The organism is Embleya scabrispora (genome assembly GCF_002024165.1).
GTDB classification, from domain to species: Bacteria; Actinomycetota; Actinomycetes; order Streptomycetales; family Streptomycetaceae; genus Embleya; species Embleya scabrispora_A.
Genome location: NZ_MWQN01000007.1, coordinates 15,799 through 32,328, shown reverse-complemented (window position 1 = coordinate 32,328; position 16,530 = coordinate 15,799). Strand labels below are relative to the sequence as shown.

At 70.8% G+C, this 16,530-nt stretch carries 10 protein-coding genes and 2 pseudogenes; 8 read left to right on the top strand and 4 right to left on the bottom strand.

Annotated elements, in window-relative coordinates; translation table 11 throughout:
• Together B4N89_RS50560 and B4N89_RS47300 are read left to right on the top strand one after the other, a co-directional pair.
• Positions 1-550: pseudogene (locus tag B4N89_RS50560) on the top strand (hypothetical protein); the annotation flags it as partial.
• On the top strand, positions 547-3,438 hold the full coding sequence (locus tag B4N89_RS47300; RefSeq protein WP_078982895.1) for an RNaseH domain-containing protein: 2,892 nt from the start codon (positions 547-549) through the stop codon (positions 3,436-3,438). The pseudogene B4N89_RS50560 and the gene B4N89_RS47300, both read left to right, overlap by 4 nt.
• Before the next feature lie 326 nt (positions 3,439-3,764).
• Here the strand turns inward: B4N89_RS47300 and B4N89_RS47295 are convergent, their stop codons facing one another.
• From B4N89_RS47295 to B4N89_RS47280, 4 genes are all read right to left on the bottom strand, one after another.
• Positions 3,765-5,372: a type I restriction-modification system subunit M gene (locus tag B4N89_RS47295; protein WP_078982894.1), complete on the bottom strand. Its 1,608-nt coding sequence runs from the start codon at positions 5,370-5,372 to the stop codon at positions 3,765-3,767.
• Positions 5,373-5,411: 39 nt separating this feature from the next.
• Positions 5,412-6,596 (bottom strand): hypothetical protein, encoded by a 1,185-nt coding sequence (locus tag B4N89_RS47290; RefSeq protein ID WP_078982893.1) that lies wholly within the window; start codon positions 6,594-6,596, stop codon positions 5,412-5,414.
• Positions 6,593-7,831 carry an N-6 DNA methylase gene (locus B4N89_RS47285; RefSeq protein WP_268812625.1) on the bottom strand — a complete coding sequence of 413 codons (1,239 nt, stop codon included), beginning with the start codon at positions 7,829-7,831 and terminating at the stop codon, positions 6,593-6,595. The genes B4N89_RS47290 and B4N89_RS47285 overlap by 4 nt, the downstream gene beginning before the upstream one ends.
• Before the next feature lie 251 nt (positions 7,832-8,082).
• Positions 8,083-8,268: a hypothetical protein gene (locus B4N89_RS47280; RefSeq protein ID WP_078982891.1), complete on the bottom strand. Its 186-nt coding sequence runs from the start codon at positions 8,266-8,268 to the stop codon at positions 8,083-8,085.
• An 893-nt stretch (positions 8,269-9,161) separates the two neighbouring features.
• On the opposite strand from B4N89_RS47280, the gene B4N89_RS47270 reads away from it, so the two are divergent.
• The 6 genes and pseudogenes from B4N89_RS47270 (at position 9,162) to B4N89_RS47245 (ending at position 15,679) form a co-directional block, all read left to right on the top strand.
• Entirely contained in the window at positions 9,162-9,455 is a 294-nt protein-coding gene (locus B4N89_RS47270; RefSeq protein WP_161501089.1) for a protein-L-isoaspartate O-methyltransferase family protein, read from the top strand.
• Between the two features lie 44 nt (positions 9,456-9,499).
• Positions 9,500-9,976 carry a hypothetical protein gene (locus B4N89_RS50555; protein WP_161501088.1) on the top strand — a complete coding sequence of 159 codons (477 nt, stop codon included), beginning with the start codon at positions 9,500-9,502 and terminating at the stop codon, positions 9,974-9,976.
• 343 nt (positions 9,977-10,319) lie between these two features.
• Positions 10,320-11,198 carry a hypothetical protein gene (locus B4N89_RS47265; protein WP_078982888.1) on the top strand — a complete coding sequence of 293 codons (879 nt, stop codon included), beginning with the start codon at positions 10,320-10,322 and terminating at the stop codon, positions 11,196-11,198.
• A gap of 489 nt (positions 11,199-11,687) precedes the next feature.
• Positions 11,688-12,599: a hypothetical protein gene (locus tag B4N89_RS47255; protein WP_143658516.1), complete on the top strand. Its 912-nt coding sequence runs from the start codon at positions 11,688-11,690 to the stop codon at positions 12,597-12,599.
• Positions 12,600-13,179: 580 nt separating this feature from the next.
• Positions 13,180-13,994: pseudogene (locus tag B4N89_RS47250) on the top strand (transposase); the annotation flags it as partial.
• A gap of 863 nt (positions 13,995-14,857) precedes the next feature.
• On the top strand, positions 14,858-15,679 hold the full coding sequence (locus tag B4N89_RS47245; RefSeq protein ID WP_078982885.1) for a hypothetical protein: 822 nt from the start codon (positions 14,858-14,860) through the stop codon (positions 15,677-15,679).
• Positions 15,680-16,530: the final 851 nt, after the last annotated feature.

The following is a 16,530-nucleotide window of genomic DNA, read 5'->3' as shown; positions in this document are numbered from 1 at the left end:
CGACGGAACCTCGCTGCTGCGCACCGCGAGCCTGGCCGTACGCCCCATCCCCGTTCTGGACGATCCGGCGTTCGCGTTGTCGCTGGTGAACACCCTCGCCTACCGCGGCAGCCTCGAGGACCCCGGCGACGACACCGGACCGGAACCGCCGCTGCCCTACTGGGCGGCACCCGGCGGCCTGGAGCCCGCCGAAGCGCTGCGCGAACTGCGGCAACGCAGCGGCGCGTTCTACGAGGCGATGCGCGGCGGCAACGGCTACTTCCGCACCCTTCACCGCGACATCAAACTCGCCATCGTCGCGGGCACGCTGGTCCACCTCCTCCAACTCGGCGGCCGCACCCGCCGCGGGGGAGCCCACGGAGTCCTCGAGCTGATCGACGCCGCGTTCACCGCCGCCGGTGAAGCCTCCGCCCTGCCCAACCTGCTCGGCCAACTCAGGCAGCGATGGGCCCAGGGCGGCGAACTGGACCTGCTGCAGGACGTCTACGCCTCCACCCTCACCGACGCCATCTTCGGCCTGATCCCGAACGGGAGCGACCCCACGCCGTGACCGAGACCTCCCCGTCGACGACCGACTCCCCTGACGACCCCGCCGCGCACGCCGCCGATCCCGTGCCCGCGGCACGGCGCCCCCGGAAAGCGGAACTGCTGCCGCCTCGTGCGGCGACGTGCTCGTTCCTGCTCACCGACGACCTACTCGGACACGCCTGGGTCTACCTGCTCCCGCCTGCGTTCACCGCCGCGTGGCGCAGACTGCCGCTCAACCGGAAGAACCCCGACCACCAGCGGCCCACCGCGTCGTTGACCACCGCCGGCCGCGCGGTCACCGGACAGGCGATGATCTTCACCGACCCCGAGTGGCCCGACCGGAACGGCCCCTGGCCCGGACAGGCCAAGTTCATCACTCCCGAACCGGTCCCCGGGCACCTGTACGGCCGCCTGCTACGCGTCTGGGAACACCATCTCCCCGGCGCCGGCGGCAACACCCTCGCCCCCACGCTCGACGCGACCGCCGCGTGCGTGCCCTACCGGCTCGCGGACGCGCTCACCCGCCACGACGACGGCCGACTGACCTGCCCCGCGTGGGCACTCCAGGTCGCGGCCTGGCACCTGGCCACCTTGTTGGCGGCGAAACCCCTGCGCCTGGACCAGCGCAAGGAGCCGCTCACGTTCCTCACGGACACCGACGGCGCCCTGCTGACCTGGGACGACCCGATCCAGCAGACAGTGGCCTGGACGGAGAAGGACAAGGACACCGACGAAGAAGTCGAACGCAGCCGCACCGGGTTCACCACCGGCAAGGTCACGGTCGATGTCGACCACGCACCCGGCGGGACCACGCTGGTAGCCCACGTGTGGGCGAGCATGACCCGCACCGCCACCAGCTGGCACGACGTCAAGAGCGTCTACCTGCGTCCCCATGCGCACGCCGACGTCATCCTCAAGACCCCGATCCTCGTCCAGTGGCCCAAGCCCTCCACGGACTCCGACACGCCCACGGCGATCGCTCCGCGCCGACTCCTCTACCGCGGCGCGACCGCGAAGATCGTCCAGGACTGCGGCATCCACCCGTTGCCCGATCTCGCCGAAACCGACATGGCCGTCCTCGGCGCCGTCCGCCCCGTCCACACCACCGGACGGCACCCCCACGGCACCGGCGCGGGCGCACGCTTGCAACTCCGCCTGAACGAACACGCCGCCACCGCGCTCGCCACCGCACCTCTCACCGCCGTCCAGACCCGCATCAAGGTCACCGACGCACCACGCCTGATCCCCTCCGCCACCGAGGACACCCTTCCCGAGGCCCTCGCGGGCGCCGAACTGGACCGACTGCGCATCGCCGTCGTCTACCACGACCGCCGGTGGAAACATCGAATCCTGACCCAACTCGCCGCCGACCACCCGCGCAGCGCTCTCGCCGCCGCCGTCCCCGCCGACGAATCCCCGAACACCGACGGCCCCACCGGCCCGCACCCCCGCGACACGGACGCCCCCCGCGACGAGACCGCGGACGGCGCCCGTACCGACGCGGCCGCCGAACGCACCCACGATGCCTGCGCCGACGCGGTACCGCTCGCCCTGGCACCCGGAGTGGAGATCGTCTGCCTGCACCTGCCGGAACTCGTCGCCCACGGCGCCCACGAGCGCACCGGCATCCTGCACGGCAACGCCCGCTGGCTGCGCGCCGCCCACCCCCGCGAACACATCGCCGCCCTCGCCCAGACCTGGTACCCCCTCCCCAAGCACCCCGACGGCACCACACCCGCCGACGCGAAACCACAGCTCAAGGCCCTGCTCGCCTCCCACGGCATCACCGACCAGTACATCAAGACCCGCCCCCACGACACCGACCACGGCCCCGGAGCCCCGAAACGTCGCTACAACATCCGCGAGAACAAGGCCCGCAAGGCCGCCCGCGAAGCCGGCATCGACGAAGACAGCGTCGTCGACCCCGAAACCGACTTCCCCGTCCGTGCGGCCCTCGGCGACCTCCTCGCGACCTGCGGCGTCCTCGACAGCCGTCTCCTGACCGCCGCGCGCTCCGGCGCACCCGGCACCGAACTCGACGCGCCCGTTACCGCCGTCGGCCTGTGGACCCGCGCCCACGCCTTCCCCACCATTCCCGGAAGGCCCCGCCGTCCCGCCGTCCTCGCAGTCACCCTCGCTGCCGTCCACCTCGACCCCGGCAGTCCAGCCGCGCCGCGCTGGGAGCTGTACGGGCCCGCCGGGTGGGCACGACTCGGCCCAGCCCGCTGCGGACACCACGCCGGTCCCATCGGCCGCCCCGGACACAGCCGGCGCGGCGACGACCTCCCCCAGGTCCGTGCGTTCGTCGACCAAGCCCTGCGCGAACTCCACCACCTCGGCCGCGTCGTCGTCTTCGCCACCCCCGACAGCCAGTCCATCTGGCCGGGCCTCGCCAACGCCACCCACGGCCGCAGTGCCCTGCCCGGCGACAGCCTGCGAACCGCCGGTGTTCCCGCCGCCGTCGTCCGCGTCGCCGCCGCACGCATCCCCCGCCTCGTCGACCGCCTCAACCGCACCGACCCGGCCGACCCACCAACCGACCACACCCCGGGCATGCCCGGCGCCTACGTCTACCGGTACGACATCGACGACACCCCCACCTGGTACTTCGCCCACAAGACACGGCAGTACGACAGCGGCAAGACCGGCCGCCGCAGCGCCGACTACACCCGCTGGACCCTCCCCGAGCCCCTCACCGACGCACTCGGCGACGACTGGCACGCCGCCGCGACCGTCCAGTACACGATCCCCGTCGACGGCGGCTGGGAACACGACCGCCTCATCGGCCTCGCCGCCCGCCTCACCGAACAAGCCGTCTCCTGGGACGACCGCACCGTCCTCCCCGCTCCCTTGCACTGGGCAAAGAACGCCGACGAAAAACACCCCCGATACGGCGACCGAGCGCTATGACCCCGACCTGCCCCGCACTCGCCCAGCAGCCGGGGCGGCGCGCCATCCGCATCGCTGCGCGTTCGATCGGTTCCGTACCGGCACCGCGTCCAACGTCCCGACGCCTCGCTCGTCTCGGCGTTACCCCGGGCGACCCGCGACAGCGCGCAAGGAACCGCGTTCGCGGACCCGTACGCATGTGCCGGCTCATGCCGGCGCACGCGGCTCATGCCCCTTGTTCCACCGTCGGCTCCGCGCTCGCCGTCGGGGAACTTCTCCGTGTCGCCACGTGACCGGAGGTCCGCGACGGGGCCCTGCCCGCAGCCTCGACTGCCAGGGTGTTCGGGTCAGGGCGTGGAGGTCCACGGCAGGCCGTTCGCCGTGTTCCGGAGTTCTTGTTGCAGGTCGCTCGCCAGGTTGTCCGCCTTGTCGAGAAGGGCGAGGAAGTCGTGGGTCAACCGGGCGATGTGCGCGTCGTCGGGGGCCGTCTCGAGTGGCGTCACCTCGACGTATCTTCCCGGGGTGAGGACGTGTCCGCAGCCTCGGATCTCGGTGAGCGGCACGGAGCGACACAGGCCTGCGACGTCTTCGTACACGGTGTTCGAAGCTCTGGCGCTGCGGGTGCCCCGCCAGGCGCGGTAGATGTCGGCGATGGCCGCGATCTCGTCGTCGGCGAAGGCGCGTTGGGCGCGGTCGATCAGGCTGCCGTGACGGCTGGCGTCCACGAAGAGGACCTGGCCGCGCCGGTCGGTCAGCTTCGACGCTCCCTGGGGCGACTTGTCCTTGGCGAGGATCCATACACAGGCCGGTATCGCGGTGCTGGGGAACAGCCTCTCCGGCAGTGCGATGAGACAGGCGACGAGATCCTGGTCGATCATGGCGGCACGGATCGCGCCCTCGCCGGATTGCTTGGTGGACAGGGAGCCGTTGGCCAATACCACTGCGGCGGTTCCGGTGGGGGCGAGTTTGGCGCAGGCGTGTTGAAGCCACGCGAAGTTGGCGTTGGTTCGCGGTGGAACCCCGAATGTCCATCGGGGGTCGTCTTGCCGCCGTGCCCAGTTTCTCGTGTTGAAGGGGGGATGCGACATCACGAAGTCGGCGTCGAGGTCGGGCAGCAGATCCTCCGCCAGGGTGTCGGCCCAGCGAGCACCGGCGCCTGCTCCGTCCATGCCGCTCAAGGACAGGTTCATCCTGGCCAGCCGCCACGTGGTCTGGTTGATTTCCTGGCCCGAGACGACGATGTCGTCCCGGTGCTCCCGTCCGCGATGGGCTTCAAGGAATCTGCCCGCTTTGATCAGGAAGCCGCCGGTGCCGCAGCACGGGTCGTGGATTCGGCCCCCGTACGGTTCCAGGAGTTGGACCACCAGTTCGGTGACGCTCGACGGTGTGTGGAAGTCGGCGCCGCGTTTTCCTTCTTCTCGGGCGAAGCGCTCGATGAGGGCCTCGTACAGTTCGCGCAGGATCTCGCTCTCGCGACGGCCGGGGTGCCCGGTGAGGCCGGGGCGGTCGAGAACGTCCACGAGGTTCCGCAGCAGGACCGGGTCGACGAGGGCGCGGTCGTAGATTCGAGGGAGCACGTCGTGCAGGTCCCGGTGTTGCCGTGCCAGGGCTTGTGTCGCCCCGTCCAGCAGCGTGCCGAGTTCGCCTTCCCCGGCGCGCGCGTGGGCGGTGACGGCATCCCAGCGGGCGACCGGGGGGATCCACAGCACCCCCTCGGACGTGTACTCGTCCGGCGATTCGAGGAATGTTTGCAGGGTGGCGGCGGGTAGGTCGGCCAGTTCCCGGGCGATCTCGTCACGGCGTTCCGTGAACGCGGCCCAGGCATGCCGCAGAAACAGCAGTCCCAGGACGTAGTGCTTGTATCGGGCGGTGTCCATGCTGCCGCGCAACCTGGACACGGCCTGCCACAGCAGATCGGGAACGTCCCGTTCTCCGGCGCGTTTGCGTGAGGGCATCGTGTGGGTTCCTTGGTCCGGTCGTCGGCGTACGGTGACTCACGATTGTTCGGCGTCGGGGATCATGACGGACACGTTCATCGCTTCGAGGACTCGATTCTCCGTCGAGGCGGTGTAGGCGCGTTCGTGCAGAGGGATCGCGACTTCGGCGAAACGTTCGCGGGTCTCGCGGTCGGGCCAGCACACATCGAGCCCGGAGAGCCTTCGCACACTCATCTCCCGTGCCTGTTCTCCCTGGGTGCACCGTGCGAGGTCCTCGCTTCTGGAGCGCAGTTCGTGAAGGAGCCACATGCGATCGGCCTCGTCGTCGAGGTACAGCGCGGCGATGCCTCGCGCGGGGACCACGGCGATCCGGGACATGACGGTCCTGACCATGCCGGGCCGCGGCGCCAGCAGAAGCGTTCCGGGGGCGCGCACGGGGGCTGCGTCGGCGGATGTCGACTTGGCCGTCCTGTCCAGACAGCCGATGTCGCTGCGGAGGATTTCGGCGGGGGAGACCCACGCCACCCCCTCGCTGGCGGACGAACGGGGCGAACCACCGCCGGACACGAGCGCCACGGCGCCCAGCCGTTGCGTCGATGTGAGCCACCGGCGCCTCCAGCGGGCGAAGTGCGCGTCCGCGAGTTCGAGCGCGCGCTCGGTGATCTCCCGGTTGACTGCGGACCGTCGATCGATCAGATCCATCATGCGTAGGGCCGGTAGCCGCAGTTCTTCGGGCGGCAAGGGGACGGACAACGCCCTCAACGCCGCGATGTTGAGCGTGGAGTGCGCCGAGGCATCGGATTTGCGACGGCACCACTCGCGGGCCGTCGGAGTGCGGAGCCACCCGTGCAGCCACGCGCCGATACCGAGTCGGCGGCCGGAGTCGGTGAATTTGACGACACCGACGGAGCGGGCCACGTTCCATCCGTCGTGCGCGTCGGTGACGATGGCCGTCTCGCCGACGCGACCGATGAGCACCACGACGAGATCTCCGGATCGAAGTCGCGTCCGGGAGTGCGTCGCGTCGATGCTCGCCGAGATCCGCATCGGTGCGATGCGATCGTCGACGACACCGCCCACGATGTTCCCGGCCTGGAGCAGCGGGACCCCGTCCGATACGTGCTGTCCGGCATCGACGACTCCGTATGTGACCGACGCGACTCCCAGCAGTTCCGAGAGCGCGTGCCGGGACCACTCCGAGGACGGCGGCGTTCGTCCGGCGTCCGCATCCGGGCCGCTCATGCGTTCCCCAACACCCGACGCAACGTCCGGTCCAGGCTTGACGCGTCGGCGAAATGCCCGTACAGAGCGTTTCGCAAAGCCGCCGGGGCGTCCGTCCCCTCCGACGCCTCTGCCCTGGGCGGGACGTGGAGGGCCGGCGACAGATCCCAGCCGGCCGCCTCGACCTCGCGGCGGGAGACCGACCGACACCATCCACTCTCGTCGGCGTACTCCTCGACATCGGATAGCGCGCCGGCGCCGGAGTCCGCGTCGCTGCCGCGCCACATTGAGAAGGTTCGTCGGACACGTTCGATGTCGGCGTCGCCCAGCGAGCGCCGTCCCTTCCCGTCGCGTCGTTCCAGCGCGCGGGCGTTCACGAACAGGATCTGATCGGTACGTCCGGTACGCCCCCACCGGGGGTGCGCACGTTTGTCGCGACTGAGAAACCACAGGCACGCGGACACGGGGGAGTGTGGGAACAGGTGAGCGGGCAGGGCCACCACGGCGGCCACCATGTCCGATCCGACCAGATGTCCTCGGATCTCCCGTTCGCCGGTGCGGACGCTCTTGGCCGCCCCATCGCCGAGCAGCACGACCGCACGGCCCCGATCGCAGAGTTCGGCCAGTACGTGCTGAATCCAGGCGAAGTCGGCGTTGCCCGGGGGCGGTGTGCCCCACCGCCATCGTTCGTCCGCCGCGAGCGCGTCGTGACCCCAGCTCTTGGTACCGAACGGCGGATTCGCCAGGACCACATCGCAGCCGACGCGTGTGGGACCGGTCAGGAGACTGTCGACCGCCGACGGTCCGAGGTCGGCCTCCAGGGAATGCAGAGCCAGGTTCATCGCGGCCACCAGACGAGCCTCGACGTTGACGTCACGGCCATGCAGTCGGACCCGGCCCCCATCGCTGCTCCGTGTTCCGGCGGCGCGGGCGGCGTCCACGAGAAGTCCTGCCGAGCCGCACACCGGATCCAGGATTCGCTCGCCGCCGCGGGGGTCGGCGACCGCGACCATCAACCGACTCACGCCTCGAGGCGTGAAGTAGTCCCCACCTCGACCCAGGCGCCGGGAAAACCGATCCAGGCATGCGGCGAACAACTCGTGCGGCCCTTCGGCCGCTTCGACACACGCGACAAGTTCGGCCAACTGCCGATCGGCGACGGTCGAAAGGTTCGCCTCCCCGATCCCGGCCCCCGCCTCCGATCCGACCGATCGCCCGATACCCACCTGCCACGCCTCACGCAGAACTCGCTCCATCGACCCGAAACCCGCGCGTGTGCCCTCATCCTTCGAAGCAGCCACCAACAGAGCCCAAGGCTCGACGACCACCTGCCGCCGATTGCCGGTGGACTCCACCCCCGGCGCACTCGAACGCGACGTACACCGCACGAACATCACCTGAAGTGCGAGGCGGTAGCCGACAGAGACAGCCGTGTGTCCGCACAGATCGTCCACCGCCCGCCACACCTCCTTGCGGCCGCCGACCTCGGACGCTCCGCTCCGCTCGATCACAGAATCTTCAGCGACGTGGTGACCAGCAAGCCCAGCGCCACCGATCCCGCGAAGGCGCCGGCACCGTACTGGATGGCGCCCGTGATGCCGGAACCACCGGCGGCCTGAAGGATCCCCGCCGACAACCCGACGATGATCGAGGCCTGAATGATCATGGTCAGCCACATGACTTTGCGCCGCATATCCGCAGAATCCCCTTGTTCACAACAGCGGTTGACGCTTGTGAAGCTAACAGCGACGCACACTGGTCTCTAGAGCATGAGATTTGGGTTTTGGTTCACCTGAAGGATCACGCCTCTCGTGCCGGGGGCGTCGCCGCTCTCGAGCGGAGGAGGTCGTCGGAGTCGGCGCGGGGTGCCGCCGCGCGGTGTCACAGCGTGGAAGTCGCGCGCGGCCCGAACCCGAAACCGGCGGCTTCACCAAATTGGGGTTTCCTGCGCCGTCCCGGGCGGCACCGTACGGATCGACGGCGCGGTGTGTGATCCCCAGGCCCTGTCGGTCGGCGGGCAGGCTGTGATCGCGTCCTCGGCGCCGGTGGATCTCGCGTTCACCGCCGACGGCGGGTGGGTGAGCGGAACGCTGGCCTCGGTCGATCTCGGCGAGGACCACACCCTGGTCCTGGTCGACGGCACCCCGCACGGCACGGCACTGCCCACCGGGGCTTGGGCGCTGACGGCCGACCGGGTGCTGCGGCTGACCCGGCGCACGCCCGCGCCGCCGGCCGATCCCGAGCGCTTGGACGGCCTGGGTGCGGCGAACAGCCCGCCGCCGCCGTGGGGACCGCGTGCCGCGGCTGGTGGTGCCTTCAGGAGTCGGTCGGGTCGGCGGAGCGGCCCAGGCGGGACCAGAAGCCGCGCCGCGGCGCGGCAGGTGTTTCCGGCTTCGCGGGCGCGGGCCCGCTCGGCGCCGTGCTGTGGTGCTGCCCAACGATGGCAGCACGCACAGCCGCCCAGTCCTCGGTCCGCCACCACCCGAAGAGATCGATGGCGGGAATGACCGGGTGCTGGAGGGCGTCTACGAACGCGCGGCGCCCGTACACTTCCGGCGTGCGCTGCGCCGGGTCGAGCTTGTGCTGATGGTTGACGACCAGAGCTCCGCGAGTGACCGGCTGGTCGGGGCGCAGCGTCGGCCAGCCGACATGCTCGACGCCCTCGACCCCGTCCCGGGCGCCCGCACGTTGGAGATCGGCACCGGCAGCGGCTACAACACCGCCCTGTTGTGCCGGCTGGTCGGGGCGGACCATGTCACCACCGTGGACCACACCCCGCACCTGGTCGACACCGCTCGCGAACGTCTCGAGACTGCGGGTTTCACTCCCGACGTCGTCCTGGCCGACGGCACGACCGGCTGGGCCCCGAACGCCCCGTAGGACCGGCTGATCGCGACCGCCTCCGTCCCGCGCATCCCGAAGACGTGGATCGAACATGCGCGCCGGGCGCGGTGTTGGTGATCCCGCTCAAGGGCACCCTCGCGGGCGGGTCGATCGCCTGGCTGAAGAAACTCCCCGACGGCACCGCGTCGGGCCGCCTCATGCACACCCCCGCCGCCTTCATGCCCCTGTTGTCCGACGCTGCCGCCCCCGACGCCGCCCCCGACGACGGGCCCGCCGGCCGAACGGTCGGTCGTGTCGAGACGCACCACCGCACCTCGGTGCTGACCCCTGGGGTCCTGGACGACTGGACGTTCTCCTTCTTCGCCCAGCTCCACCTCGCCCCCACACCACCCGGTCCTTCACCCGCACCGACGGCCGCCACACCACCACCCTGCGCACCCCCGACGGCTGCGCGACCACCGTCACGGAGACCGACCGCAGCGCCGATGTCGCGTGGACCGGTAGGCGGGACCTGTGGGCGCCGATCGAGCGGGCGCATCGCCTGTGGCTGGAGCTGAATCGTCCACGCCGCGAGTGGTTCACTCTGGAGGTGGGGCCGAGTGGCCAACACGTCCGCCTCGCGGCGCCGGACGGACGTGCGCACACCTGGACGCTGTGAACAAGCTGTAGTGCGCGGCCGCGATGCCCACGGAACCGACCGGCGCCCGGCTCCTCGCAATCCGGCCGGTGGGGCCGCCTGGTGTTCGCCGTGACCGTGGCCCCGACAGCGAACACCAGGCGCGCGAGCTCGGTGCCCGCCGTTCCGAGTCGGAGGAGGGCAGCCCGCCGCGCGGCTGAGCACCGCGGCGGCCGAGAAGAAAACGGATGGTCGACAGCATCCCGCCCGGTCATGCTGACCCAATGGGAGACAGAGCCAACGTCATCGTGGTCCGCGAGAACGGCACACATGAGCTGTACTGGACCGGCTGGGCGGTCGGAATCGACCTCGACCTGTTGGAAGGGCCGAAGCCGGTTCTCGCCATGCTTCCCGGACTCCGCCGAGACGGCTGGTGGTTGGACGACACCATGGCCCAGGGCGGAATACTTCTCGACCTCGGCCGGAAGGTGCTCCTGTTCTTCGCCTGGGAGGGACCCAGCACCGAGCTCCGCCATCGCGCGGCCATGTTCGAGCTGATCCGAACCGCGTGGCCGGACTGGGAGATTCGCTGGCTGTACGACGGCCCGGCCGAACTGCGTGAGTACGTCGGGCTGGACCCGGAGTACGTCCGCTGCCGCGATTCGGACCCCTCTTTGGCCCCGTTTCTCGCCCCCGGCGACGAGGACTTGGCCGGGCCCGACCCGGGCGGTGTGGTGATCACCGTCGGCGCCGGCCGCTGCCACGTCGCCTCCGACGCTTTCGATCACCCTGTTCGCGAGGGCACCGCCCTGCTCGACCGCCTCGCAAACGCCCCCAGGCACGGAAGCTGCCACCTGCACGTCAACGCCGGCATCCACCTCGACCCGGAACGCCCCCATCTGGGCTGGTGGTCCCTCTTCTCCTCGCCACAGGCCTACCGGGTACCGGAGTTGTGGCCGGGCTGGACGGTGGAGTTCTGGCGGGACGACTGGGAACGACACGTCAGGGCCGGCGACCGCTTCTCTCCGGCGGCGTTCGACGCCGGAGAGGAAGCCAGAGCCGTGGTGCTTGCCGAGGCCGGGGAGCGCCGGACCATCCGGGCCCGCAACCGGGCCCAGAGCACCCGGCTACGGACCGCGCCGACTCGATCCCGGGCGGGATGACCTCAACCGGCCTGATCATGAACGACTGACCGACATCACGCCTTCAAGCCCAGTTGCGGCAGACAGCGAGACCCTGCTCGCGACGGGCCCGGGCAGCCATGCCCGAACACCGGACGGTGGACGGCGCCGAACGTGTGGGGCTCGGCCGCCGGCGGCACCGGCACGTCGTTCGTATGTCGCCCCGTGACGATCGCCTGCCGAACGAGCCGATTCCGCCGCCGGCTGTGGCCGCGAACTCGGCGTCGAAGAAACCGTGTTCGGCGCCGGCGGGTCGCGGTGGGTGCGGCGCGTGGACCATGCCGTGTCACCCGCGTGAGGCGATGCCGTACGGCGGCGATCGACTCGGTGCGGTCGTTGCCTTCCGACCCGGGTGCCCGACCGCGTCTCCGATGTCGCCCCCGACCCGGGCCTCGCCAGGCTGCGCCGGCCCCGCACGCGGCCGATGCAGTCGTGCGCCCGGTGTCGGGGCCGTCGATGATGATCGTTCCCGTGACCGATCTTCCGGCGTCCGACGCCCCATTCGCCGATTTCGACGCGTATACCCGGGCGGTCGCCGCCGTCTTCGCGGTGGATCACGCCCGCCGCAGGGGGTGGGAGCCGCAGTTGGCCGACGACGTGTACGAGGCTCTGGCGTATGCGATCGAGCGGTACGAGCACGAACACCTCGAGGAGGTCCTCGCCGACCGGCCCCCGCGTCCGCCGATCCCAGCCGTGCCGGCGGATGCGGACGAGTGGGACGGGGCGCCGACCCGGGTGCCGGACGACGTCCCGGTCTCCGGGCGGCGACAGGTCCCGGGGGCTTTCACGGGGCCGACCGCGGTTTCCGAGGTCGGGGCAGCCGGGTGGGACGAGTGGTCGTACGCGCAGGCTGTGGGCGTGGGACCGTTCCGGTTCGGTATGACCGTGGACGAGGTAGTCGGGGCGGCGGCCGGGATACCCGGCCGGACGAGCGTCGGCGATGGTGTGCCGCGCCGAGCGACCTTCTCGCGGACGTGGAGGATCGAGGTCCGTCGTGGCGAGCCGACCGCTTCGCCGCTCGCGGTCACGGCGTATGTGAGTCGGGCGGTGGGGCTGTTCTGCGTCGCCGTCGACGCCGTGCACGGTCCCAGGGTCGCCTGTGACGGACTCGCGCTGGTCGGCAGGGACCGGGCGGAGTTGGAGCGCGAGGCGATCGCGTATGCCCAGGCACGGGGCGTCTGGCTTCGCTACTCGATCACGGGCTACGCGGGGCCGGACGATTCCGGGATCGTGATGTGCGAGCAACCGGTCGGGCCGGTCATGCGGTCGCGTCCGTTGTTCATGGTCACGCGCGACGGCGCGAACACCGAATGGGACTCGCTGCCCCCGAGGAGTACCCGGGCAGCGGCCATTCCACAAACTGACGCCGTGTGCCGCCACTGATTGCGACGACGGGACGGTTGACCCCAGAACCGACCGTCCCGTCCCGGCCGCCGCGGGCCGACCGCGACCGCCGCCGACGACCCCGGCGTCGCACCGGACGCGACGAAACCGCCGACGACCGAGCCTCGTTGGACACCCCGGCGAAGAGACCGACTCCGGCGAACGATCCGCGCACCCCCGCCCAGGCCCGGCGAGAACACCCGGGGGCGTTCGGCCCGCCGCGTCCATGGGCGGCCGAGGCGGCGATCCCACCGAATGGCCGGCTGGCGGGCGCCCTCACGCTCCCGCCCCACCCGCTCGGCCTCCGCGAACGCTGGCGCGAGGCCTTTGGACGGACGGGACACCGCTGCTCCGCGCTTTTGTCTTCGTCGCCCCCCATCAGGCGTGCCCGTTCCGCCTCTTCCCGCTCCGACCGCTGGGCATCCAACCGCCGCTCGTGTTCACGATGCCCGGACATGACGAGGACGGGCTCCGACCCCTGTGTGGACGCTGTTGGCGAATAGGGCCTGGGGCGTGACGTCGGCCTTCGAGACCCAGTTGTGGTCTCGAAGGCCGACGTTGTTGTTTGGGGTGGGTTCGCATGTCGATGAGGCCGCAGGTGGCGGGGGACGTTCCGGTGGAGACCGTGCGGGTGGCACGATCTGCGTTTCCGAAGGGCAGCCTGGCGATCAGGGTCCGGGACGAACTGGGGGTGTCGTTCCGTGATGAGAACTTCGCCGGTCTGTTCCCGGCGCGGGGCAGGCATGCCTGGTCACCGGGCCGGTTGGCCGCGATTCTCGTGTTGCAGTTCGTGGAGAACCGCGCTCGGGCTCGAGCTCACCGACGCGGGCTTCGATTCACTCAGTCCTCTCGGAGTTCAGGGACCGGCTGATCGGTGCGGACGGCGGTCGGAAGATCCTGGACGGCGTTCTGGCCGCGGCTCGGCATCGAGGACTGGTTACCGCCGCCGGTCGAGCGCGGACGGACTCCACGCACGTGCTCTCCGCAGTGCGTGAGCTGAACCAGTTGGAGCTGGTGGCGGAGAGCCTTCGAGCGGCCCTGAACGCGGTGGCCCGCGCCGAGCCGGACTGGCTGGGTGAGCGTGCGCTGCCCGACTGGTTCAGGCACTATGCCACCCGCGCCGAGGAATCCCGCTTCCCCAAGGACCGGTCGAAGCGCACGCGGGTCTACAAGCGGATCGGCGCCGACGGCATGCACCTGTTGCGGATGATCCGGGAGGACGATGCTCCGCCGGCGCTACCGACACTGCCCGAGGTGGAGATCCTGCGACGGGTGTGGGTCCAACACTTCCACCTGGTCGAGGGCGAAGTGGCTCGCCGGGCCCCAAAAGACCGCCTGCCGGGCGCCACGCGCCTGGTCACCCCGTATGACCCCGAAGCCCGCAACGGCGGGAAGATCGCTGAGCGAGCTGCTCGCCACTTCGCCGACCGTGTCGGCGGTGCCGTCGTTGACCTGGGTGACCACGGGGTCGGGGCGCAGTACCGCCTCGGCCCACGCGTCGGGGTCCGAGTGCCGGTCGATCGGGGTGTAGCGGCCTGTTGCGGGGGCGGCGCGCCAAACGGTGTCGGGTGCGAACGCGGCCCGTGGGACGGCGAGCATGGCCTCGCGCACCCACGGGGTGGGGAAGGCGCCCTTGGCGTCGAGGGTGCCCACGATCTCGGCGTCGTCGCGCACGACGGCTTGCCCTTCTTGCGCCGCCCCGGGCCGGGGTTACCGATGCCGGGCAGCGCGCCGTCCTGCATCTGCTTGGGTCGGGTTGCGGCGGATCGGGTTGGGGCGCCGCCGGCGGCTTGCTGTGATCACTCACGACGGGGCCCCCACGTCCTCGACGGCGAGATGACGCTTCGAGCATGACGCCACGACGAGCGACGGCAAGACCGTGATCCCGGATGCCTCGTTGTCGTACGCTCCCCGACACGCCGAGCCCGAGGCACCGGAAGCGACTCGAGCGACCGACGCCCGGAATTTCCCTGCCGATCGGGTGGGATGCGGTTGTGCGGAATGTCGAGCTACGGATTCGTCTCTTCCGCAGCAGGGAGGAGACGCTCGGCGAGGCTCACGGGGCGCCCGATTCGGGCGCCAGGGTCAAGTCGCCCATCGCCTGCTCGTCACGGTTGGTACACGTGGCATCCCACGGATCGGGAGCCGTGGGGCGTGTGAAGCCACCCGGTGTCGGATCGTTGTCGTGTCGCGGTGATCATGGTGCACGGTTGTGGTCGGTGGGGTCGCGACCTTCGTTGCCTCCGGGGGAATCAGACATGACGTTGTCGACGCGCACGAGGACCGCGAGGACGCGGCGGCGGGTCGCCGCGTTCGTCCTGCTGTTCACCTTCGTCGTCGCGGGGTGCTCCTCGTCCGGCGGCGACGCGGGTGAGGAGGACGGGGCCGCGGGTCTGGACAACGCGGAGTTGATGCACCCGGCGTTCATGCGCAGGCTTACCGCCCAGGCCCGGGAGGTGCGTTCGGTGCGGCTGACCCTGCGCTCGACCGACCGGGCGCCGTCGGAGAAGGCCGACTGGACGGTCACCCTGGACGTGGACATCCGCGCACGGGGCCTGTACCGGGGCGAGGCCGATTCCCCGTCCGGGCACGCCGAGTTCCGCAGGACCGCCGACGCCCTGTACGTCAAGGGCGATCGCGGCTACTGGCGCAGCGTCGAGGACTTCCGCGACAGGCCCGCGGCCGTCGACGCCGTCGCGGGCTCGTTCGTCGAGGTCCCCACCGGTCGTCAACCCGCGTCGAGCCTCGACACGTTGGCCGATATGGGCGACCTCCCGGCGATCGCCCGGCTGATCGCCACCGGCCCCACCCGCGCCGCCCCCCGCCCGGACGCGGGCCCGCGCGACGAGATCCTGTTCCAGGCACCGCCGAGCACCGGCAACGGCGTCTTCCACTTCCCTGCCCGCAGCACCCGCACCCTGCCCACGCGCCTGACCGTCGCCGCGCACGTCGACCCCGAGACCGGGAAAAGCGTGCCTGGCGCGGTCACCGAGTGGAGCGCGTTCGACCTGGTCGTCCTGCACGCCCCACCGGCCCCCGAAACCGTCGTGCCGTGGCCCGCAGCGGCCCTCGGACGGTAGCCCGCGCGCCGGGACCCGGCTACCGACCACCGAACACGCGCGTGACCGATCGCGGCCACGTTGCTCGGGAAGCCCTGCCGGCGGCGGGGGCGTGCGGTGGGGTGCTCCGGAGCATGTGCTCCTTGGGCGGCGTCGCGCCAGGCGTCGACGGCGGCCGAGGTCAGGACGTGCTGAACGTGCGCCCTGCCCCGGGTGCGATAGCGGCGCTCTGCGTCCAGCGCGAGACCCGGCCGACGCCGGGGACGACGAAGAACACGACGGGTAGGGGGACACCGGGATATCCGTGTTCCTTGAAGGTCCTTTTCCTGCGGGAGACTTCGTCGCAGCGGAACCAACGAACGCGCAAGAACACGACCACGGGGTCCCCATGTCCAGGCGGGGTGGTCGCCGTCGGGGTCGGAGACCGCCATGGCGTACGTTCCGTCCGGTCCCCACGCCTGGGCACGCAGATGGCCTTCGTCATTGACGTGGGTGGCGATGCGCACGTCGGGCAGCACGACGCCCAGAACCGGGACCAGGGCGAGTTCGTCGGGGCGCGCTGTGGTGTCCGCCGGCCACCGCTGTGGACGCGTGGATCGGTCCGGTCAAGGCCCGCACAGCCGCGTTGTGCGCACCGACAGCGCGCCCCCGGAAAGCCGCTCCACGCCCATCCGTTTCCCTCCGCGCCGGCCGACCCCACGCACGCGTCGTGTGGATGTCGCTCGTTCCGTGACCGCCCATCGCACACGATTGCGCACATCCCCGCCTGCGTCACCACGCCACGATCGAACCGGGTCCCGTGGACGGCTCGGTGCAACCGCGTAGCCTGCAGAACCCATCAAAACGCTGTGCGTGGGATGGGATCGATGAAG

Coding starts and splice junctions, on each gene's coding strand:
- B4N89_RS47295 (WP_078982894.1), bottom strand. CDS start 5,372: ATGCCCTCACGCAAACGCGCCGGAGAACGGGACGTTCCCGATCTGCTG.
- B4N89_RS47290 (WP_078982893.1), bottom strand. CDS start 6,596: ATGAGCGGCCCGGATGCGGACGCCGGACGAACGCCGCCGTCCTCGGAG.
- B4N89_RS47285 (WP_268812625.1), bottom strand. CDS start 7,831: ATGGAGCGAGTTCTGCGTGAGGCGTGGCAGGTGGGTATCGGGCGATCG.
- B4N89_RS47280 (WP_078982891.1), bottom strand. CDS start 8,268: ATGCGGCGCAAAGTCATGTGGCTGACCATGATCATTCAGGCCTCGATC.
- B4N89_RS47270 (WP_161501089.1), top strand. CDS start 9,162: ATGGTTGACGACCAGAGCTCCGCGAGTGACCGGCTGGTCGGGGCGCAG.
- B4N89_RS47265 (WP_078982888.1), top strand. CDS start 10,320: ATGGGAGACAGAGCCAACGTCATCGTGGTCCGCGAGAACGGCACACAT.
- B4N89_RS47245 (WP_078982885.1), top strand. CDS start 14,858: ATGACGTTGTCGACGCGCACGAGGACCGCGAGGACGCGGCGGCGGGTC.